19 protein-coding genes, 1 tRNA gene and 1 other RNA gene are annotated in these 17,776 nt (G+C 31.6%); 2 read left to right on the plus strand and 19 right to left on the minus strand.

Going from position 1 to position 17,776, the window contains the following annotated elements; translation table 11 throughout:
- Positions 1–27: 27 nt before the first annotated feature.
- The 11 genes from ACSYT2_RS17665 to dnaX all read right to left on the minus strand — a co-directional run bounded on the left by ACSYT2_RS17665 (position 28) and on the right by dnaX (position 10,421).
- Positions 28–1,404: a methyl-accepting chemotaxis protein gene (locus tag ACSYT2_RS17665; RefSeq protein ID WP_438385319.1), complete on the minus strand. Its 1,377-nt coding sequence runs from the start codon at positions 1,402–1,404 to the stop codon at positions 28–30.
- Between the two features lie 237 nt (positions 1,405–1,641).
- Positions 1,642–2,892 carry a DUF1015 domain-containing protein gene (locus ACSYT2_RS17670; protein WP_438385320.1) on the minus strand — a complete coding sequence of 417 codons (1,251 nt, stop codon included), beginning with the start codon at positions 2,890–2,892 and terminating at the stop codon, positions 1,642–1,644.
- A 20-nt stretch (positions 2,893–2,912) separates the two neighbouring features.
- Positions 2,913–3,821 carry a D-2-hydroxyacid dehydrogenase gene (locus tag ACSYT2_RS17675; protein WP_430858109.1) on the minus strand — a complete coding sequence of 303 codons (909 nt, stop codon included), beginning with the start codon at positions 3,819–3,821 and terminating at the stop codon, positions 2,913–2,915.
- 247 nt (positions 3,822–4,068) lie between these two features.
- A complete protein-coding gene (locus ACSYT2_RS17680) occupies positions 4,069–4,242 on the minus strand; it encodes a hypothetical protein (RefSeq protein ID WP_430858108.1) in 174 nt (57 codons plus the stop codon).
- Between the two features lie 153 nt (positions 4,243–4,395).
- Positions 4,396–5,607, minus strand: a complete 1,212-nt coding sequence (locus ACSYT2_RS17685) for a DUF2705 family protein (RefSeq protein WP_430858107.1) — start codon at positions 5,605–5,607, stop codon at positions 4,396–4,398.
- Positions 5,607–6,521: an ABC transporter ATP-binding protein gene (locus ACSYT2_RS17690; RefSeq protein ID WP_438385322.1), complete on the minus strand. Its 915-nt coding sequence runs from the start codon at positions 6,519–6,521 to the stop codon at positions 5,607–5,609. Before ACSYT2_RS17690 ends, ACSYT2_RS17685 begins: the two co-directional genes overlap by 1 nt.
- A gap of 200 nt (positions 6,522–6,721) precedes the next feature.
- A complete protein-coding gene (locus tag ACSYT2_RS17695) occupies positions 6,722–6,982 on the minus strand; it encodes a pro-sigmaK processing inhibitor BofA family protein (RefSeq protein WP_430858125.1) in 261 nt (86 codons plus the stop codon).
- Positions 6,983–7,025: 43 nt separating this feature from the next.
- On the minus strand, positions 7,026–7,304 hold the full coding sequence (locus ACSYT2_RS17700) for a DUF2508 family protein (RefSeq protein ID WP_430858105.1): 279 nt from the start codon (positions 7,302–7,304) through the stop codon (positions 7,026–7,028).
- Between the two features lie 346 nt (positions 7,305–7,650).
- Positions 7,651–8,247 (minus strand): recombination mediator RecR, encoded by a 597-nt coding sequence (gene recR, locus ACSYT2_RS17705; RefSeq protein ID WP_430858123.1) that lies wholly within the window; start codon positions 8,245–8,247, stop codon positions 7,651–7,653.
- Positions 8,248–8,322: 75 nt separating this feature from the next.
- Positions 8,323–8,667 (minus strand): YbaB/EbfC family nucleoid-associated protein, encoded by a 345-nt coding sequence (locus tag ACSYT2_RS17710; RefSeq protein WP_430858104.1) that lies wholly within the window; start codon positions 8,665–8,667, stop codon positions 8,323–8,325.
- Between the two features lie 113 nt (positions 8,668–8,780).
- Positions 8,781–10,421: a DNA polymerase III subunit gamma/tau gene (dnaX, locus tag ACSYT2_RS17715; protein ID WP_438385325.1), complete on the minus strand. Its 1,641-nt coding sequence runs from the start codon at positions 10,419–10,421 to the stop codon at positions 8,781–8,783.
- A 131-nt stretch (positions 10,422–10,552) separates the two neighbouring features.
- Between dnaX and ACSYT2_RS17720 the strand changes: the two genes are divergently transcribed.
- Both ACSYT2_RS17720 and ACSYT2_RS17725 read left to right on the plus strand, forming a co-directional pair.
- Entirely contained in the window at positions 10,553–11,344 is a 792-nt protein-coding gene (locus ACSYT2_RS17720) for a thymidylate synthase (protein ID WP_438385327.1), read from the plus strand.
- The gene (locus ACSYT2_RS17725; RefSeq protein ID WP_438385329.1) at positions 11,344–11,835 is read left to right on the plus strand and encodes a dihydrofolate reductase; all 492 of its coding nucleotides are present in this window, start codon (positions 11,344–11,346) and stop codon (positions 11,833–11,835) included. The genes ACSYT2_RS17720 and ACSYT2_RS17725 overlap by 1 nt, the downstream gene beginning before the upstream one ends.
- A 46-nt stretch (positions 11,836–11,881) precedes the next feature.
- On the opposite strand, the gene ACSYT2_RS17730 is transcribed toward ACSYT2_RS17725, so the two are convergent.
- The 8 genes from ACSYT2_RS17730 to ACSYT2_RS17765 all read right to left on the minus strand — a co-directional run bounded on the left by ACSYT2_RS17730 (position 11,882) and on the right by ACSYT2_RS17765 (position 17,733).
- Complete coding sequence (locus ACSYT2_RS17730; protein WP_430858100.1) at positions 11,882–12,859, minus strand: LCP family protein; 978 nt, start codon at positions 12,857–12,859, stop codon at positions 11,882–11,884.
- Positions 12,860–13,102: 243 nt separating this feature from the next.
- An RNA gene (gene ffs, locus ACSYT2_RS17735) (signal recognition particle sRNA large type) lies at positions 13,103–13,367 on the minus strand.
- Between the two features lie 3 nt (positions 13,368–13,370).
- Positions 13,371–13,460 (minus strand) — tRNA-Ser (locus ACSYT2_RS17740).
- 86 nt (positions 13,461–13,546) lie between these two features.
- Complete coding sequence (gene lgt, locus ACSYT2_RS17745) at positions 13,547–14,320, minus strand: prolipoprotein diacylglyceryl transferase (RefSeq protein ID WP_430858099.1); 774 nt, start codon at positions 14,318–14,320, stop codon at positions 13,547–13,549.
- A complete protein-coding gene (locus tag ACSYT2_RS17750) occupies positions 14,317–14,772 on the minus strand; it encodes a nucleoside deaminase (RefSeq protein ID WP_430858098.1) in 456 nt (151 codons plus the stop codon). Before ACSYT2_RS17750 ends, lgt begins: the two co-directional genes overlap by 4 nt.
- A 46-nt stretch (positions 14,773–14,818) precedes the next feature.
- On the minus strand, positions 14,819–16,069 hold the full coding sequence (locus ACSYT2_RS17755) for an HlyC/CorC family transporter (protein WP_430858097.1): 1,251 nt from the start codon (positions 16,067–16,069) through the stop codon (positions 14,819–14,821).
- Between the two features lie 98 nt (positions 16,070–16,167).
- The gene (locus tag ACSYT2_RS17760; RefSeq protein WP_438385331.1) at positions 16,168–17,034 is read right to left on the minus strand and encodes a GNAT family N-acetyltransferase; all 867 of its coding nucleotides are present in this window, start codon (positions 17,032–17,034) and stop codon (positions 16,168–16,170) included.
- 171 nt (positions 17,035–17,205) lie between these two features.
- Positions 17,206–17,733, minus strand: coding sequence for a GNAT family N-acetyltransferase (locus tag ACSYT2_RS17765; RefSeq protein WP_438385332.1), 528 nt, complete (start codon positions 17,731–17,733; stop codon positions 17,206–17,208).
- Positions 17,734–17,776: the final 43 nt, after the last annotated feature.

A 17,776-nucleotide genomic window follows, 5' to 3' on the forward strand; every position in this document is an offset into this window, starting at 1 on the left:
GAGTCTAAACTCCCATCCTTTTAATTATTACTTCCACTCTTCATCCTCAGGCTTCTCTAACTTAAATCTTCCTACAGATTTTATTGTTTGATCTGCTACCACACTTAGCTTCTGAGCAGATTTGTATACAATTTCAGAAGAATAACTCATCTCATCTGAAGCTGCATTTATCTCTTCTGAAAGGGCTGCTATACCAGTTGAAACTTCTGATATTGATTCTATCTTCTTCATAATATAATTATTACTCTCTTTTATATCCCTTGATGTCTTAGATAGGTTGTCAATTTCTGGTGTCATTTCGTTTATAGATTTGGAGATATCTCCAAAAGCTACTGTAGAACTATTTATAGTTTCACTCTGTACTTGAAGTTTACCTGTCATTTCGCTTGTCTTTTCTACAAGCTCATTTGAACTTAGAAGCACTTTCCTAATTAATTGATTTATGTTTATTGATGATTCCTTTGTTTGTTCTGATAGATTACGTATTTCGGAGGCAACTACACTAAATCCTTTACCTGCTTCACCTGCCCTAGCTGATTCAATAGCAGCATTTAACGCAAGCAGGTTTGTTTGCTCTGCTATATCATTTATTAATGAAGTTATCTCATCTACCTCTTCAATACTATTTTTCATTACAGTTAATACCTGAACAAACTCGTTGAATATATTACTGAAATCTTGGAATGAACTATTTAGTTCATCCATATCAGAAAAGCTTAATATAGCTTTATTATTAACATTATCGGCCATTAATGATATAGATTCAATAGCTCCTAAACTACTATCCAATAGTTTCCTAAAATCTGAAATTTTATTTGATATATGTACTATTTCTGAAGACTCTTCTGAAATATTTGAAGTTACAGTTGCTATTGATTGTGATATCTCACTTGTAGTATTCATTAATCCCTGGGACACCTTAGTCAACTCAGTAGATTGCTCATTAACGTCACTTGCAGATACATTAATTTCTTTTATCATCTCTATCATCCCAACTTGCATTGCATCAGTTTCAATTGCAATTCCACCAAGTTCATCGCCTCTTGTGAAGTGTTTGTCTCTAATCCTATAGAACAACTCTCCTTCCTTTAATAATTGGTAGTGAGTTCTAAACCTATGAATTAAAGTTGCAAACTTCTCAATAGATTTATAAACAGATACTAATCCTATTACTAAAGCTATAAATAAGAATACTCCATAGAATATAACTATTCTATGGCTCGCTGAATACAATAAATTCGAATCCACACCCAAACTCTTTGTTAACTCTCCCAGAACAATTCTATTTAATGCATAGATGCAGGTAATACTACAAATAAATATTATCGAAAATATAATACCCACCTTTCTTGTAATACTAACCTTTAAACTGTTTTTGTACTTTACATCATAATTTGAAGCCATATCTTTCCTCCTAAGATAAAATATGCGCTCCCCCCACAACATCTACTAATTATATATTTTGTAATAATATATAATTACGGAGTATCTATTATATTAATTTTTACTTTATAACAACATATTTTGTATAATTTAGCATATTATTAAAGCATCTACTAAAAAAACAATACCTATCTATTAAATATGTAAAAAAAGATGTATCAAAATAACATAATATCTTGATACACCTTTGTATATATATTAACTTAACTTATGAACAAATAATCCACTTCTAAGCTTTGGTTCAAACCAAGTAGATTTTGGAGGCATTACCTGATTAGTATCCGCAACATCCATTATGTCACTAACTTCTGTTGGATACATTGAAAATGCAACCTTCATATCCTTATTAGCTCTTCTCTCTAGTTCTTTAAGACCTCTAATTCCTCCAATAAAATCTATTCTATCAGAAGTTCTTACATCTTCTATTCCTAAAATAGGAGTTAATACATTATTTTGAAGTATTGCTACATCTAAGCTTTCTATCGGATCATTAGGATTAAATATTCCATCCTTAGCCTCTAGTAGATACCACTTATTTTCAATGTACATACCAAAAGTATGCTTAGTAGCTGGTTTAACAGCTTCCTTAGATTCTGATATATTAAACTTTTCTTCTAATTTACTGAAGAATTCATCATTACTTAATCCATTTAAATCTTTAACAACTCTATTATAGTCCATTACCATTAAATCATTGTCTGGGAATGCAACTGCTAGGAAATAGTTAAACTCTTCTTCTCCTGTATAGTCTGAATTCTCTTCCCTTCTCATTAATCCAACCTTTACTGCTGAAGCTGATCTATGATGGCCATCTGCAATATATAGATGCTCTATTTCTCCAAATAAAGCTACTATTTCTTCTACTATAATTTCATTATCAATAACCCATACTTGATGACCTATACCATCCTCTGATACAAAATCATAAACTGGTTTTCTTTTTGTTCCTTCTTTTGTCCATTCTTTTATTACTTCTGAAGTTACTTCATCCTCTCTGTAAGTTAAGAATATTGGACCTGTATTGGAATCACAATAATTTACATGATTAATTCTATCTTGTTCCTTATCAGCTCTAGTGAATTCATGTTTTTTAATTATATTGTTTATATAATCATCTATTGATGCACAGAATACTAGTCCTGTTTGTGCTCTTCCATTCATTATTTGTCTGTATATATATAAACAAGGTTTATCATCTTGCATAAATTGGCCATCTTTAATCATATTATCAAGATTTTCTCTGGCCTTCTCATAAACCTTCTTATCATGTACATCTATTGAAGGATCTAAATCTATTTCAGCCTTATCAACATGAAGAAATGAATAAGGATTTCCCTCTACCATTTCTCTAGCTTCCTCACTATTCATTACATCATAAGGAAGGGCTGCTATTTTTGAAGCTAAGTCCTTAACAGGTCTTATTCCTTTAAACGCTTTAACTATAGCCATATTCGACTATCCTCCTTTTACTAAATATTAAAGAATTCCTTAATAGTAGATGCTACTTCATCTCCAATTCTAGTTTGAGCTTCTTGAGTTGATGCTCCAATATGAGGAGTTACACTTACTCTTGGATGGTTTACTAAATCTGTATTTGTAGTTGGTTCTTTAGCAAATACGTCCACTCCAGCACCTGAAACTTTACCACTATTTAAAGCTTCTAATAATGCTGCTTCATCCACAACATTACCTCTAGCACAGTTAATTAAGTATGCTCCCTCCTTCATCAATTCAAATTGTTCCTTACCTATTACAGCACCCTTTTCTTTATCATATGGTACGTGTAATGAAATAAAGTCTGACTTCTTTAATACTTCATCTAATTCTAAGAATTCATATTCTAAATTCTCTTGTTTACCAAATAAATCATTGTATACAACAGTCATTCCTAAAGCTGTAGCCTTAGTAGCTAAAGATCTCCCTATTCTACCCATACCTATAATTCCTAGAGTCTTACCACCAATTTCAACTCCTGTATACTTCTTTTTGTTCCATTGTCCATTTACCATGGTTACATTTGAATCATTTATAAATCTCGCTACTGCAAACATATGAGCTAGTACTAATTCTGCAACAGAATCTGAACTTGCATTTGGAGTGTTCTTTACTGCAACATTCTTATCATGAGCATACTTAACATCGATATTATCAACGCCAACACCAGCTCTAACAACTAACTTAAGTTTTCCACCTTCAGCTTTATCTAATACATCAGCTGTAACCTTTGTAGCTGATCTAACTACTAATGCATCGAACTCCTTTAATGCTTCTCCAAGCTTGTCCTGTTCTATATGGTCATCTACAACTTCTATTCCAGCTACTCTTAAATTTTCAATTGCTGCTGCTTCTAACCCGTCGTTTGTTAATACTCTAATCATTTAATAATCCCCCTTAATATTCCGCTTATTTAACTTTAGGATAAATATTTGTTCATATATTCTATCAGGGTTTTCAGGCTCCTATACACCTATAAACTCCCCTATATTTAATATTTATCTCACCTAAATTACCTTAATACCAAATACATTCCTGCCCCAAATGTATTTCTGTGATATACAAGTGTTCTTTACAAGTCTATTATATACTATATTTCTTTTAAATGGTATATATTTTCAAATTTATTTTTTAATCTTCGTCAAAAAATAAAACAGACTCAGTTTCTCTACAATATTTCACACACATACATTGCGCTAATTTCCTAGGACATTTATAACAAAGACACCCAATGTCATCTCCACCACACTTTCCATTCTTCTTTTCTGGGCATTCCCCACAATTAACTCCATTACCTGCTGCCATAAAAATATCTCCTCTCTTTTTTCTATATATAATAATATATCATATGTTTAAATAAGAAATATAAGATATGTTATATACCTATATGTTCTGCAACTATAAAAATAAAGAGAAGCCTGTAATTTTTCTATTACAATTGCTCCTCTTTACTATTAGTTAAACTAAAATATCCTTTTTACTAAATACAATATGTGCTAACACATATGAAACTACTATAGTTCCTACCATTAATGCTATTCCAAGGCCCATACTAAAGCTTGGATTATTAAACATAAGGGCTACATTCCCATCAACAACAGCAGCTGTATTTCCGTAATTTAGGAATATAAGATGTGCAAACTTACCTGCTGCTCTTGACATTATACATATCATTGTTCCTGCAACTGATATTATTACCGATAGTGCCATTGTTATCATACTACTCTTAAATACTGCTGATATTAAGAATATAAATGCACAACATGCAACAATAAATAGAACTTGTAATGCAAGACTTTGTAATAAAGCTTCTCCTCGTGTTGAAAGTATTCCACTATTCTCCACTGGCATAATTTGCGCTACACTATCTGAATAATCAAAATAGAATTTTGTTCCTATCACTTTTGGCATCTTCGCTGCATCAAATCCAGTTATTGCACCTACTACTCCAAAGGCTGCAACCTCAAGTCCCACTATCATTCCAACTACAGTTAAAACAACAGTTATAAACTTTGATAATATTACTTTTCCTCTTGAAATTGGTTGCACTAATAAGAACTTTAATGTAGCTGGTGTTGATTCACCTGAAACAATATCACTCATAAATACTGCAATACCTGCTACTAATACTATTAATCCAATCATTTGTAGTAGACCTGTTGCAAAATTAATAGCATCAAATTCCCATTCTTCTACTGGCTTCATATCATTTTCTAGATACATATTTATTTCTTTTAATCTATCTTTATCATAATTCTTATACCTCTCTGGTATAGTTGTATCTTTTAATCTCTCTTCTACACCTTTCTTTTCATCTTCCAATTGTTTTTTCCATATATTTGGATCATCTGGGTTTTTCTTTCTTTCCTCTTGAAGTTTAATTTCTTCCTTAAACTTTTCTATATCTTTTTTTGCTTGAGCCTTATCTTCTTCTGCCCACTTATCATTATATTTTTCAGCATTTTCAATTCTCTCATTTGCCCATTTTATTTGATCATTTAACTGTTCAATTCTCCCTTCTGGTGAATTATGATATTCAGTTTGTTTTGCAGAGTAATTATTTAAAAAGGCTGCCCCAATAACACATAAGGCAAATAACGCAAATACTATCCACGTCTTCCCTCTTTTAGATATTTTTATAAATTCATTTTTTATTAGAGTAAATAGCATTATCTTACTCCCCCTTCCACAAGCTCCATGTATCTTTGTTCAAGTCCTTTTCTATTCTTAAATATTTCTTCTACTACTACATCATTAGCAAGAAGTGCTTTTAATACTTCTGATGTCTTTCCAGTCTTAGCTATTATGTGAATCTCATCTTCTGCAATTGTTGCTGAGTCAACATCTCCAACACCCTTTAACACATCTGCAGCCTTTTCTTTATCACTTGAAACCATTAATGTTAAGCTATCAAGCTCTGTATCCATTGTATTATCATGAATATCTTCTATAGATTTAATAACCCCTCCATTAATAAATGCAACTCTATCGCAAAGGTTTTGTACTTCGCTTAATATATGGGAAGATATGAATACAGCCATTCCTCTTTCTCTAGCTGCTTTCTTTACAACTTCTCTAAAATCTATAATTCCTGATGGATCAAGTCCATTTGTAGGTTCATCAAGTATTAATAACTTAGGATTTCCTATTAATGCTGCTGCAAGTCCCAATCTTTGCTTCATTCCTAATGAATACTTTCTAACCTTGTCATTAATTCTATCTTTTAATCCAACTAACTCTATTATTTCTTGAACTTCTTCCTTAGATACTTTTCTAATTCTAGCAATTTGCATTAAATTTTCTCTACCAGATAAATATTTATATAACTCTGGATTTTCTACAACTGCTCCAACATTCTTAAGCGCTTTCTCTTTTTGCTTTTGAACGCTATTACCGCATATTATTATGTCCCCTTCATTGGGTGATATAAGTCCAACTAACATTCTTATAGTAGTAGTTTTACCTGCTCCATTAGGTCCTAAGAACCCAAAGATTTCTCCCTCATTTACTGACAGATCTAATCCTTTAATGATTTCTCTTTTTCCAAGGGTTTTCTTAACCCCTTTAACTTCTAAAACCTTCATTATGTCCCCTCCAAATATCTTATAATTCTATATTAATGGAAATAACTTAATATTAAAGATATATTTTCTTACTATTTTCTTAACTAATTCTTAATATGGCCTAAAAAAAGCTAATCCAACTAAATATAACTAGTTGGATTAGCTTTTTTAATTAAAACAATTCTGAGCTTGCGATAGAATTGTGATATTAACTTTATAATTTACATAAATAATTGGAATATAACTAAAGCTGCTACCCCTGGAATACCAAGTATACCTGCCACTAAAGCAGTTACTGGATTTATACCTATGTTAATATCAATACCAAAGTTTGCTGCTATTGCATTAACAACATATAAAAGCACTACTCCAAAAATACCATTTAACAATATTTTTAAAGGCCACTTAAATAGCTTTAATATAATAAATAATATGACTACTCCTATTACTCCAAATACTATAAGCTTCGTTCTATCATCCATAGATTGTAATAACTCCACTCTCCCACCCCATTTACTGTTTAATTTACTCTGCCAACCTCATACATTGGTCTAAAACATATTCATTACTTACTCTAAGTCCTTTTTCTCTAGCTAAACCTAGAAGATATTCATAACGCTTTTTTGCTACTTCCTCTGAGTATATAGCTACTTCTATAAGCTTGGAATCTTGTACATTATCAAAAATGCATCTTGCTGCTTCAAGCTCTGCTTTAGTTTCTTCCATGGCTTTTATTATGTCATCTACTTTAGGCTTCCTATCTATCATCCCTATAAGATATTCAAGAATATTAATTTTATTCATAACTAATCCTCCAAAACTATTTATCCGATCGCTACCATTGCTAATGCCCCATCTTCTATAAGTGGAGCTAAGCACTGCTACGCGCCTGGATTAGTTCTTCTAAGCATCAGATGCAAGTTGGGTATTCCTATTAAGAAAACTTCCACCTGAAGCTAAGAATCACTTTATTTGAAGTCTTGACATCTTATTGTGGTAGTATACAAGCTTTTTTAAAAATTAGTAACACTTTTATTTGTTCTACATATATTGATGGTATAAGAAGCTTTTCACTCATTATCAAACAAAAACTTCTAAAACTCCCATCTATCTATTAAAGGGCCCTATTTATATTGGGCCCTCCTTTTTTTTATATAACTGTTCTTCCTTCTAAAGCCTTAGATAAAGTTACTTCATCTGCATATTCTAAATCTCCACCAACAGGTATACCTGCTGCTATTCTAGTTACCTTTACATCTAAAGGCTTTAAAATCTTAGATATGTACATAGCAGTTGCTTCACCTTCTATATTAGGGTTAGTCGCAATAATTACTTCCTTAACTTCTTCCTTCATTCTTGAAACTAATTCTCTAATTTTTATATCTTGAGGCCCTCTTCCTTGCATTGGTGATATGTTCCCGTGTAGTACATGGTACATTCCATTGTACTCTTTAACCTTTTCCATAGTCATTATATCCTTTGGTTGCTCAACAACACAAATAATGCTACCGTCTCTATTGGGATTACCACAAATTGAACAAGGGTCTTTATCAGTAAAGTTTCCACATACTGAACAGTACCTTACAGTTCCTCTTGCCTTAACTAATGCCTCTGCAAACTCTCTTACTTCTTCTCCAGGTAAATTTAATACATGAAGTGCTAATCTTTGAGCTGTCTTTTGTCCTATACTAGGAAGCTTGGCAAACTCTTCTATTAATTTTTCTATGGCTACTGGATAAAAATCCATAATCATCCCATTCCTTTCTTAACTAAATAAAGCATACAGGTAGATCACTCCATCCCTGTATGCTCTAACTATATCCTAGAATAAACCAGGTATATTCATTCCACCTGTTAATTTGCCCATTTGATTTGAAGTTTCTTCTTCTGCCTTTCTTAATGCTTCATTAACAGCACTAAGAACTAGATCTTCTAACATTTCTACATCTTCTGGGTCTACTACTTCTGGCTTTATATTAATTCCTAAAATTTCCTTCTTACCATTAACACGTACAGCTACAGCACCACCGCCAACAGAAGCCTCAAATTCAGCTACTTCCATTTGCTTTTGCATATCTTCCATTTTCTTTTGCATTGCTTGTGCTTGCTTCATTAAGTTGTTCATATTTCCGCCGCCGAAGCCACCTGGAAATCCACCTCTTGCCATAAATAATTCCTCCTTAATAATAAATCTATTTCCTATTATATAGCATTTTATATAACAATACTATCATAGATTTATAATATTTTTATCTTTAACTTATCTATATCTTATTACCTTTATTCATCAATTATCTCTAATGCAGATTCTCCAAATGCCTCTAGTAATACATCTTCTGGATTTCTTTCAGACTCTCCCCTACCTGTTGATTCAACGGTAAATTTAACCTTTAAGTTTTCTCTCATAACCTCAGAGACAACTTCATTTATAAGCCTATGGTTATCTGCCTTCTCTAATCTCTGCTTATTAAAGGCATATTGATCATCATACTGTATTGTTACTATTCCATTGCTACAAGCTATTGGCTTTCCAGTCATCATAGATGCATAAACTACCATAGCTCTTCTAGCCTTAACAGCTTCTAAAATATCCTTCCAAGCTCTTTGAATATCGCCTATAGAACTCATAGCTTCGCTATTTCCTTCAACATGAACTGATGAAGTTGTAGCCTGCTCTCTATGTACAGCTGGCTTAACAGCTTGTTGAGGTCTCTGTCCTTGTTGCCCTCCACTCCCCTGTGATATTGGAGCTGATGCTACTTTAATCTTACCATTTCTTAATGCATCTTCAAGTTTATTTATTCTTGCTAATATTACTTCATTTGAAGTATCATACTCTATTTTACACATCTTTATTGTAGCTAATTCTAAATATAAACGCCCTTGTTTACTAAGCTTTGCGTTGCCTTCAGCTTCTTGAAGTATTCTAATATCTCTCATAATCTCTTCTACTCTTATTCTACTACCTTGTTCTTTTATAAGATCGATATTTTCAAGAGACATATCTAATACTTCTTCTGGATTATTAGTTACCTTAATCATTAATAAATTTCTAAAGTGAGCGGTTAAATCCTTAATAAATAGATGTATATCTTTACCTGCAAAAACTATTTTCTCTATAACAGTCATTGCCTTTTCAATATTTCTTTCTATAATAGCTGATGTTATATTAAATAAGTGTTCATTAGTAACTAACCCTAACATTCCTACTAAACTATCATAGTCTACACTACCATCTCCCATAGCAATTGCTTGATCAAGGATACTAAGTGAATCTCTCATAGCACCATCAGAAACTCTAGCTATTAAATCTAGACATTTATCATCGCACAAAACTCCCTGTGCTGTAACAATAGTTCTAAGTCTTTCAGATATATCCTTATTACTAATTCTTTTAAAATCGAATCTTTGACATCTTGATAATATTGTTATTGGTAACTTTTGAGGATCTGTAGTAGCTAGAATAAATATTACGTTAGCTGGTGGTTCCTCTAAAGTCTTAAGAAATGCATTTACTGCACCCATTGATAGCATATGAACTTCATCCATTATGTATACTTTAAATCTTGCTTCCTGTGGTGGATATTTTGAATCATCTATAATATCTCTTATTTTATCTATACCATTGTTTGAAGCAGCATCTAGTTCTGTTACATCTATTGCTAATCCTTCATTAATCTTTTTACACATCTCACATTCATTGCAAGGTTCACCATCTTTTAAGTCTAAACAATTAAGTGCCTTTGCCATAACCTTTGCTGTAGAGGTCTTACCAGTTCCTCTAGTACCACAAAATAGATAAGCATGTGCAATTCTGTCATTTGATATTTGATTTTTTAGTGTAGTAGTTATATGTTCCTGTCCTACTACATCATTAAAATTCTTAGGTCTCCATTCTCTATATAAAGCTGTATAAGCCAAGGCCTCTCACCTCTCTAACATTGATAATTTCTGTACTTACTATTATACACCAATGGATTGAATATTAATATTACAAAAAACCATTTCTATGATAAAATAGGAATAGTACAATTTTTTAGGGAGGTTAAAAAATGAGTCTTTATGATGAAAAATATTTGTCTATTGTGAAAGATATTTTAGACAATGGATACTATGATAATAATAGAACTGGTATGCCTACATATAAATTGCCACATCAAATTATGCAATTTAATTTAGAAAAGGAATTCCCTATACTAACTACAAAATTTGTAGCTTTTAAAACAGCAGTTAAAGAAATGCTTTGGATATATCAAAAACAATCAAATATAGTAGAAGATCTTAGAGAAATGAGTGTTAAGATATGGAATGAATGGGAAGGTGAAGATGGTACTATTGGAAAAGCCTATGGGTATCAAATAAAGAAATTCCATCAAATAGATCAATTAATTGAAGCTTTAAAAAATAATCCACAAGACAGAAGAATGATGATAAATCTTTGGAATTGGCAAGACCTACCTGAGATGAATCTTGCACCTTGTTGTTTCTTAACAATGTGGGATGTAACTGATGGCCACTTAAACTGTATGCTTATCCAAAGATCTGGAGACATGCCTCTAGGTGTTCCATTTAATACTGCTCAGTTCTCTGTGTTAACTCATATGTTAGCTCAAGTAACAGGACTAAAGCCAGGACTATTTACACATGTTATAAATAACGCTCATATATACGAAAACCAAATAGAGGGTATAAAATTACAATTAACTAGGGCAAATGAAACTTATGAAGCTCCAAAGTTATGGATTAATCCCGAGATAAAAGACTTCTATGCCTTTACTCCAGATGATTTCAGACTTGAAGATTATAAATATCATCCAGCAATAAAAATGGAGGTGTCTGTTTAATGTTATCAATAATAGTTGCGGTAGCAGAAAATAACATTATCGGTGGAGACAATAAATTATTATGGCATATTTCTGAGGATCTAAAAAGATTTAAAGAAATTACTATGAATCATACTATTATAATGGGTAGAAAAACATTTCAATCATTACCTGGAATTCTTCCTGATAGAGACCATATAGTAGTAACAAGAGATAAAAACTTTAAAGTTGATTCTGATAGCGTACATATAGTCCATAGCTTAGATGAAGTTTTAGATAAATACGCTAATTCTGAAGAAGATGCTTTTATTATAGGTGGAGGCGAAATTTATAATTTAACATTCCCCCACTGTAAAAAACTATATTTAACTAAAATTAAAAAGGGTTATAAAGGTGATACTCACTTCCCTGATATTAATTTTAAAGATTGGAAAATTACATATTCCTCAGGAGAAAAAATAGATCCTAAAAATAATATTGAATTTGAATTTATAGATTTAAAAAGAAAATAAAGATAAAAGCTAATGTTGATTGTAACATTAGCTTTTATCTTTTTGATTACTCCGAATATATGAATTTATGCATCTTTTCAGTAGTGACTTCTTTATTTATATTTAATCTATAATCACCTGGAACATCATTTGTGCTCCAATGATCTCCGTCATTAGGGAATCTATTTTGTTGAATCTCTACTTTTCCTATCCCTAAGATATCTGTACCAATTGACGTTACTTCTCCATAACTTAAGTTAGTAGTAACTAAAGGTAAGACTTCATTAACAAAATTATATAATTCTCCTGTACTCATATTACTTAACTTGCTAAATATTAAGGAAAATACATGCCTTTGTCTCTCTGTTCTCTTAAAATCAGTTCCTTCAGTATACCTTATTCTGCAATATGCTGTAGCTTGGGTTCCATTTAAATGTTGTTTACCTGGACCTTTAACAGGAGGTTCATTAGTTCTATTCTTATTATTGATATCATTTATATAGCTATTTATCCATTTAAACTCATCACTATCAACTTCAATATCAAGCCCACCTATCTTATCTATAATCTTTGGTAATGAATTTAAATTTACAGTAATAAATTTGTCTATATCTAAATCAAAATTATGATTTATTGTTTTTAACATTAGCTCTGGGCCACCAATAATCATGGCCTCATTTATTCTATTATCTCCGACTCCAGGTAGCGTTAAGTAAGTATCTCTCATAATAGAACTTAATTTAATTTCCTTAGTATTCTTATTAATAGTCAATATCATATTACTATCAGATAGCCCACTAGTGCCTTCATCTCCACCACGGTCTACTCCAAATAAACCTATATTAGTAATATGATTATACTCATCTTTCTTGCCACTTTCATTTAATACTTCTTCTCTATTTATGTCAACATTATCCATTTTAGAAAACATATAGTATCCATAGGTAGCTGCTCCGCATGCACCTAATAAAATCACAGTTAATATTGATACAAGTGTAACTACTACTTTTTTCTTCACGCTCCACTTTTGCTTTTCTTTTTTCATAGCTCCTCCTCCATAAATATATTTCTAATACTAAGTATTATACCGTAATTTTCCACATTGTAAACTTCTCTTATTTTAATATAAGAAAAAGAGGGTATCCATAGTAAACTGAATTCCCTCTCTTTCTTATCCTATTGTTTGTCCTATATTGTTAATCCTATTGAAGAGTAACCTATTTAATGTCTTTGTTTCCATAAAAAAATCCTTTCCTTTTACCAAGAAAGGGTTTAAATAAAATATGAACCGTGCACCCCAGTTCGACAATAATTCATATGCGTTACCTATGCAGTTAGCTCAAGCCAGATTAATCCACGGCACACGAAAGTGACCACTTATCGCTGCTTCCTTCCGGACCTGACGAGGTTCATGGGTTCCGTTGCGTGGGACCCGACTATCAACACCACTTACATAGGGCAGACCATACAAATATAAAGCCTCTCTGGGGAATTCAATCTTGCTATAGCGGATTGCAAGTTACAAGGCACCGCTGACTCCCCATCTAGCACGGCAATGGCGGAGAGAAAGGGATTTGAACCCTTGATAGAGTTGCCCCTATACACGCGTTCCAGGCGTGCTCCTTCGACCACTCGGACATCTCTCCATACCTACTATTATATCTGATACTTCCTTATAATATCATAGATATAATAGTAATTCAATAGAATATTTCCCCTATCGAAATATAGCTTATTCCTTAATTTTCTTTATTTTCTTAATATAAACAATAGCTGCTAACCCTATCATTACTCCTATAATGCTTATAATTTGAGCAATCCTCATTCCACCTAGCATTAAACTATCCGTTCTTAATCCCTCAATAAAGAATCTTCCAACAGAATATAAAGTTATATAACTTGAAATAACTATACCAGTTTCACTCACCTTCTTATTATATAAAATAACTAATAGAATAATGCATACTAAAATATTCCATATAGATTCATATAAAAATGTTGGGTGGTAATAGCTTGTTCCAATTTTCATTCCATCTTGAATAAACTCTGGAAACTTACTTATGAATTCGTACGATACAGGACCACCATGAGCTTCGCTATTCATAAAGTTTCCCCATCTACCTATAGCCTGAGCTAATATTATTGATGGTGCTGCAACATCCATATACTCTAAGAAATTAATTTTTTTAACCTTAGCAAATATAAAGCCTGCTAAAAAAGCCCCTATTAGCCCACCATGGATAGCTAATCCTCCTTCTCTTATTTTAAATATATCTATAAGGTTATCCTGATAATTACTAAATTCAAAAGCTACATAGTACAGTCTTGCTCCTACTAATGCACAAGGAAATGCAATTAAAAATGCATCTGTTAATGTATCAAAGCTTAGATTCTTCTTCTTACAATTGAACCATGCTAATACTAATGCTACAACAACTCCCATTCCAATAAGAACACCATACCATCTTACCTCTAGTCCAAAAATTTCAAATGCTACTGGATTCATTTAATCTCCTCCGTTTTCAGTCTTCTTTTGCTAAAAAAATTCTTTAGTAAATCACTACATCTTTCATCATAAGTCCATATAGTGTTCACAAAAGAATTCAAACTTCTATTATCAACTAGATTTACTACCGATCCACAAGCTCCCATATCCTTGTTAAAAGTTCCAATATAAACTTTTGATAATCTACTTTGTAATATTGCTCCTGCACACATAGGACATGGTTCAAGAGTAACATACATATCACAGCCTGTTAATCTCCAATCTCCTGTGATCTTGCAAGCTTCTTTTATTGCTATAATTTCAGCATGTTGTGTTGGATCCTTTGTAAATTCCTTTACATTGTGACCTTTGCCTATTATTATACCATCTTTCACAATAACTGCCCCAATAGGAATCTCACCTTTATCAAAAGCCTTATACCCCTCTTCTAAAGCATAATCCATAAAATCCATAAAATACTCTCCTAAGCAAGAAAGGGCAGCTAATAGCCACCCCACCTTAAGTATATATTCTAACTTTTTTGATACGGTTCTTATCTATTTCCTCTACAACAAATCTAAGATTATTAATAAGAACTTCCTCATGTTCATCAGGTATTCTACCAAGCTCTTCAATTAATAAACCACCTACAGAATCTAAGTCCTCAGATTCCATTGATACACCTATTAAATCACTTATATCATCAAGTCTTGCGCTACCATCTACAATATACTCATCCTCTTTAATAACTTCTATCATATGGTTTTCATCATCGTACTCGTCTTCAATCTCTCCGACAATCTCTTCTATTAAATCTTCGATTGTTATAATACCAACTGTTCCACCATACTCATCAAGAACTACTGCCATATGGTTTCTAGTCTTTTTCATTTCTTTAAAGACCTCTGTTATCTTTTTAAACTCAAATGTATAGTAGGGTTCTCTTATATATTTTTCAACCTTAAACTCTCCAGTTTTATCATTAGCCATTATAAGATCCTTAACATTCAAAATACCTACTATGTTATCTATAGTGTCATTATACGCAGGTATTCTCGAGAACTGCTCTGTTCTAATTACGTCCAATACTTGTTCATAAGTATCTTCTATATCTACTGCTGTAATATCCACTCTTTGAACCATAATGTCCTTAACCTGCATATCCGCAAAATCAAAAACATTAAATATCATTTCCTTCTCAACATCCTCAAGGACTCCTTCCTCTTCACTGACACCTACCATTGTCTTTAGCTCTTCTTGAGTAATAAATGGTTCCGATGCCTTAGGATCTCCACCTAATAATCTTATAAATACTGAAGATATTCCTGTAAAAATAGAAATAAATGGTTTAAATAAGAATACAACCAACTTGATTGGCTTACCAACAAGTAATGAAACCTTCTCAGATTTTTGCTTTGCTATAGACTTTGGTGTTATTTCACCAAAAATAAGAACTAACACCGTCATAATTAATGTTGATATAGCAACTGCCGCTTCACTACCACCAGACATCTTTACTGCTAAAGATGTAGCTATTGATGATGCTCCAATATTAACTATATTGTTTCCTATAAGAATAGCTCCTAAAAGCTTATTAGGGTCTTCTATTAACTTTGCAACAAGTTTAGCTCCCTTAACTTCTTCTTCCACCATGTGTCTTGTTCTAATCTTACTTAGAGACATTAATGCTGTCTCTGACATTGAGAAAAATCCTGACATTATTAATAATACTATTAATAGAATTATCTCAAACGTATAACTAGGGTCCAAAAATAATCACTCTCCTAAATATATAAATACTTTTTATTTTATTGTTTATTATAACATATTATTTTTAGATTTTATAGAAATGATAAATTTCAGAAAAACTACTCTATTTGAATCCAATTACTTATCTTAGAATACACCTTAAATCCTCTTTTCTTATACATTTCATACGCCACAGAATTTTTTTCAATTACAATCAAGCATATTTTTTCTGTATCCTTTTTCTTAAGAAAATCTATTGCCGTTTCTAATAACATTTTTCCATATCCTTGTTTTCTATACTCTTTTCTTAATCCAATATCAAAAAAACCCTCATTATTTTCTATAGACACATTCATAAATCCAATAGTAATTCCATCAGCTTTAACTAAAAAAAATCCATTATTTCCATCTACTTTTTCTAGATATCCCTTAGCTTCTTTTAAATCAATATATGTTCCATGTGGCATGTCCATAAACGAACTATTATAATTATCTACATACTCATTTAAATTTTCAGCAGATATAGGAACTATATCTAGAATCTCTGCTTTACTTTTTCTTTCTTCTAATATCATAATAAATGATGAATATTCACTGTATAATTCAATAGCTTCTGCCACCTTTAATACATCATTATTTCTTATTCCTAATAAAATTTTAGTAGCACTATATTCTTTAGAAATTAATGATCCTCTCTCTATTAACTCTTTTAGCACCTTCTCCTTATTATCTATTCCCTCTAATATATCTATATTATGTATATAAGCAACATGCATAACTTCTGCTACTTCCAAAACCACTGAAACTTTACCTAATACTCTCCCATCTTCGAAGTAAAATAGTACACCCTTACCATAATTGTAGGTATCTATTTTAATATCCTTTTCTATTTCCATTATTGTTTTCTTTTCTTCTTCTCTTCTAGTAATAAATTTATAAACCAGATTTTTTTCTTTATTATCTAGTGATACATAATTTTTAACCATATATATTCTCCACTAACTATATTTTTATCCACATCTCTATTATTTTCAAATAACTTATCCACATTTACTCCATATATCCTATTAGTTATCAACAAATCACATTCTTGCGGTACAACTCTTAGCCTATTACTAAAAATTTAAAGACCTGGATATCTTCCAAGTCTTTATTAATTATAATTTTAAAGTATACTCTCTACCTTCATATAATTTTTTTCCCATATTACATTTATAGGGTATATCCTTAATGTATATAAATCCTAACTTTTCTAATACCTTCCCTGAAACAGGATTTTCTTTGGCATGCCTACCCCTTATTTCTTTTATCCTTAATTCTTCTTTTGCAAATTTAATAACTCTTTTCATTGCTTCTGTTGTATATCCAAATCCCCAAGCTTTTTTTCCTAAATTATATGCTATTTCAAATTTACCGTACTCTTCTTCAATATAGATTAATCCAGTCCCAATTAAATATCCCGTCTCCTTTGATAGAATTGCCCACCTATACCAATCATCAGAGTCTATTTTACTTGTTTCTTCTCTTATCCAGCTAATAGTTTTATTTATGTCATTATGACTAGTCCAAAACATATACTTGGCTACATCAGCATCACTTTCCCAACAATCAAAGACTTCCTGTGTATCTCCTATACAAAATGGCCTTAAAATCAATCTATCTGTCTCTAAAATTGGTGTCTTCATATATGTGGCCGCCTTTCACTTAATATATAAATAAACTATATTT

The organism is Clostridium zhoujianii (assembly GCF_051590805.1).
GTDB lineage: Bacteria > Bacillota > Clostridia > Clostridiales > Clostridiaceae > Clostridium.

What these genes read in the sequence shown, in the direction of transcription:
- ACSYT2_RS17665 (WP_438385319.1), bottom strand. Translation starts at nt 1,404, where the DNA reads ATGGCTTCAAATTATGATGTAAAGTACAAAAACAGTTTAAAGGTTAGT.
- ACSYT2_RS17670 (WP_438385320.1), bottom strand. Translation starts at nt 2,892, where the DNA reads ATGGCTATAGTTAAAGCGTTTAAAGGAATAAGACCTGTTAAGGACTTA.
- ACSYT2_RS17675 (WP_430858109.1), bottom strand. Translation starts at nt 3,821, where the DNA reads ATGATTAGAGTATTAACAAACGACGGGTTAGAAGCAGCAGCAATTGAA.
- ACSYT2_RS17680 (WP_430858108.1), bottom strand. Translation starts at nt 4,242, where the DNA reads ATGGCAGCAGGTAATGGAGTTAATTGTGGGGAATGCCCAGAAAAGAAG.
- ACSYT2_RS17685 (WP_430858107.1), bottom strand. Translation starts at nt 5,607, where the DNA reads ATGCTATTTACTCTAATAAAAAATGAATTTATAAAAATATCTAAAAGA.
- ACSYT2_RS17690 (WP_438385322.1), bottom strand. Translation starts at nt 6,521, where the DNA reads ATGAAGGTTTTAGAAGTTAAAGGGGTTAAGAAAACCCTTGGAAAAAGA.
- ACSYT2_RS17695 (WP_430858125.1), bottom strand. Translation starts at nt 6,982, where the DNA reads ATGGATGATAGAACGAAGCTTATAGTATTTGGAGTAATAGGAGTAGTC.
- ACSYT2_RS17700 (WP_430858105.1), bottom strand. Translation starts at nt 7,304, where the DNA reads ATGAATAAAATTAATATTCTTGAATATCTTATAGGGATGATAGATAGG.
- recR (WP_430858123.1), bottom strand. Translation starts at nt 8,247, where the DNA reads ATGGATTTTTATCCAGTAGCCATAGAAAAATTAATAGAAGAGTTTGCC.
- ACSYT2_RS17710 (WP_430858104.1), bottom strand. Translation starts at nt 8,667, where the DNA reads ATGGCAAGAGGTGGATTTCCAGGTGGCTTCGGCGGCGGAAATATGAAC.
- ACSYT2_RS17720 (WP_438385327.1), top strand. Translation starts at nt 10,553, where the DNA reads ATGAGTCTTTATGATGAAAAATATTTGTCTATTGTGAAAGATATTTTA.
- ACSYT2_RS17725 (WP_438385329.1), top strand. Translation starts at nt 11,344, where the DNA reads ATGTTATCAATAATAGTTGCGGTAGCAGAAAATAACATTATCGGTGGA.
- ACSYT2_RS17730 (WP_430858100.1), bottom strand. Translation starts at nt 12,859, where the DNA reads ATGAAAAAAGAAAAGCAAAAGTGGAGCGTGAAGAAAAAAGTAGTAGTT.
- lgt (WP_430858099.1), bottom strand. Translation starts at nt 14,320, where the DNA reads ATGAATCCAGTAGCATTTGAAATTTTTGGACTAGAGGTAAGATGGTAT.
- ACSYT2_RS17750 (WP_430858098.1), bottom strand. Translation starts at nt 14,772, where the DNA reads ATGGATTTTATGGATTATGCTTTAGAAGAGGGGTATAAGGCTTTTGAT.
- ACSYT2_RS17760 (WP_438385331.1), bottom strand. Translation starts at nt 17,034, where the DNA reads ATGGTTAAAAATTATGTATCACTAGATAATAAAGAAAAAAATCTGGTT.
- ACSYT2_RS17765 (WP_438385332.1), bottom strand. Translation starts at nt 17,733, where the DNA reads ATGAAGACACCAATTTTAGAGACAGATAGATTGATTTTAAGGCCATTT.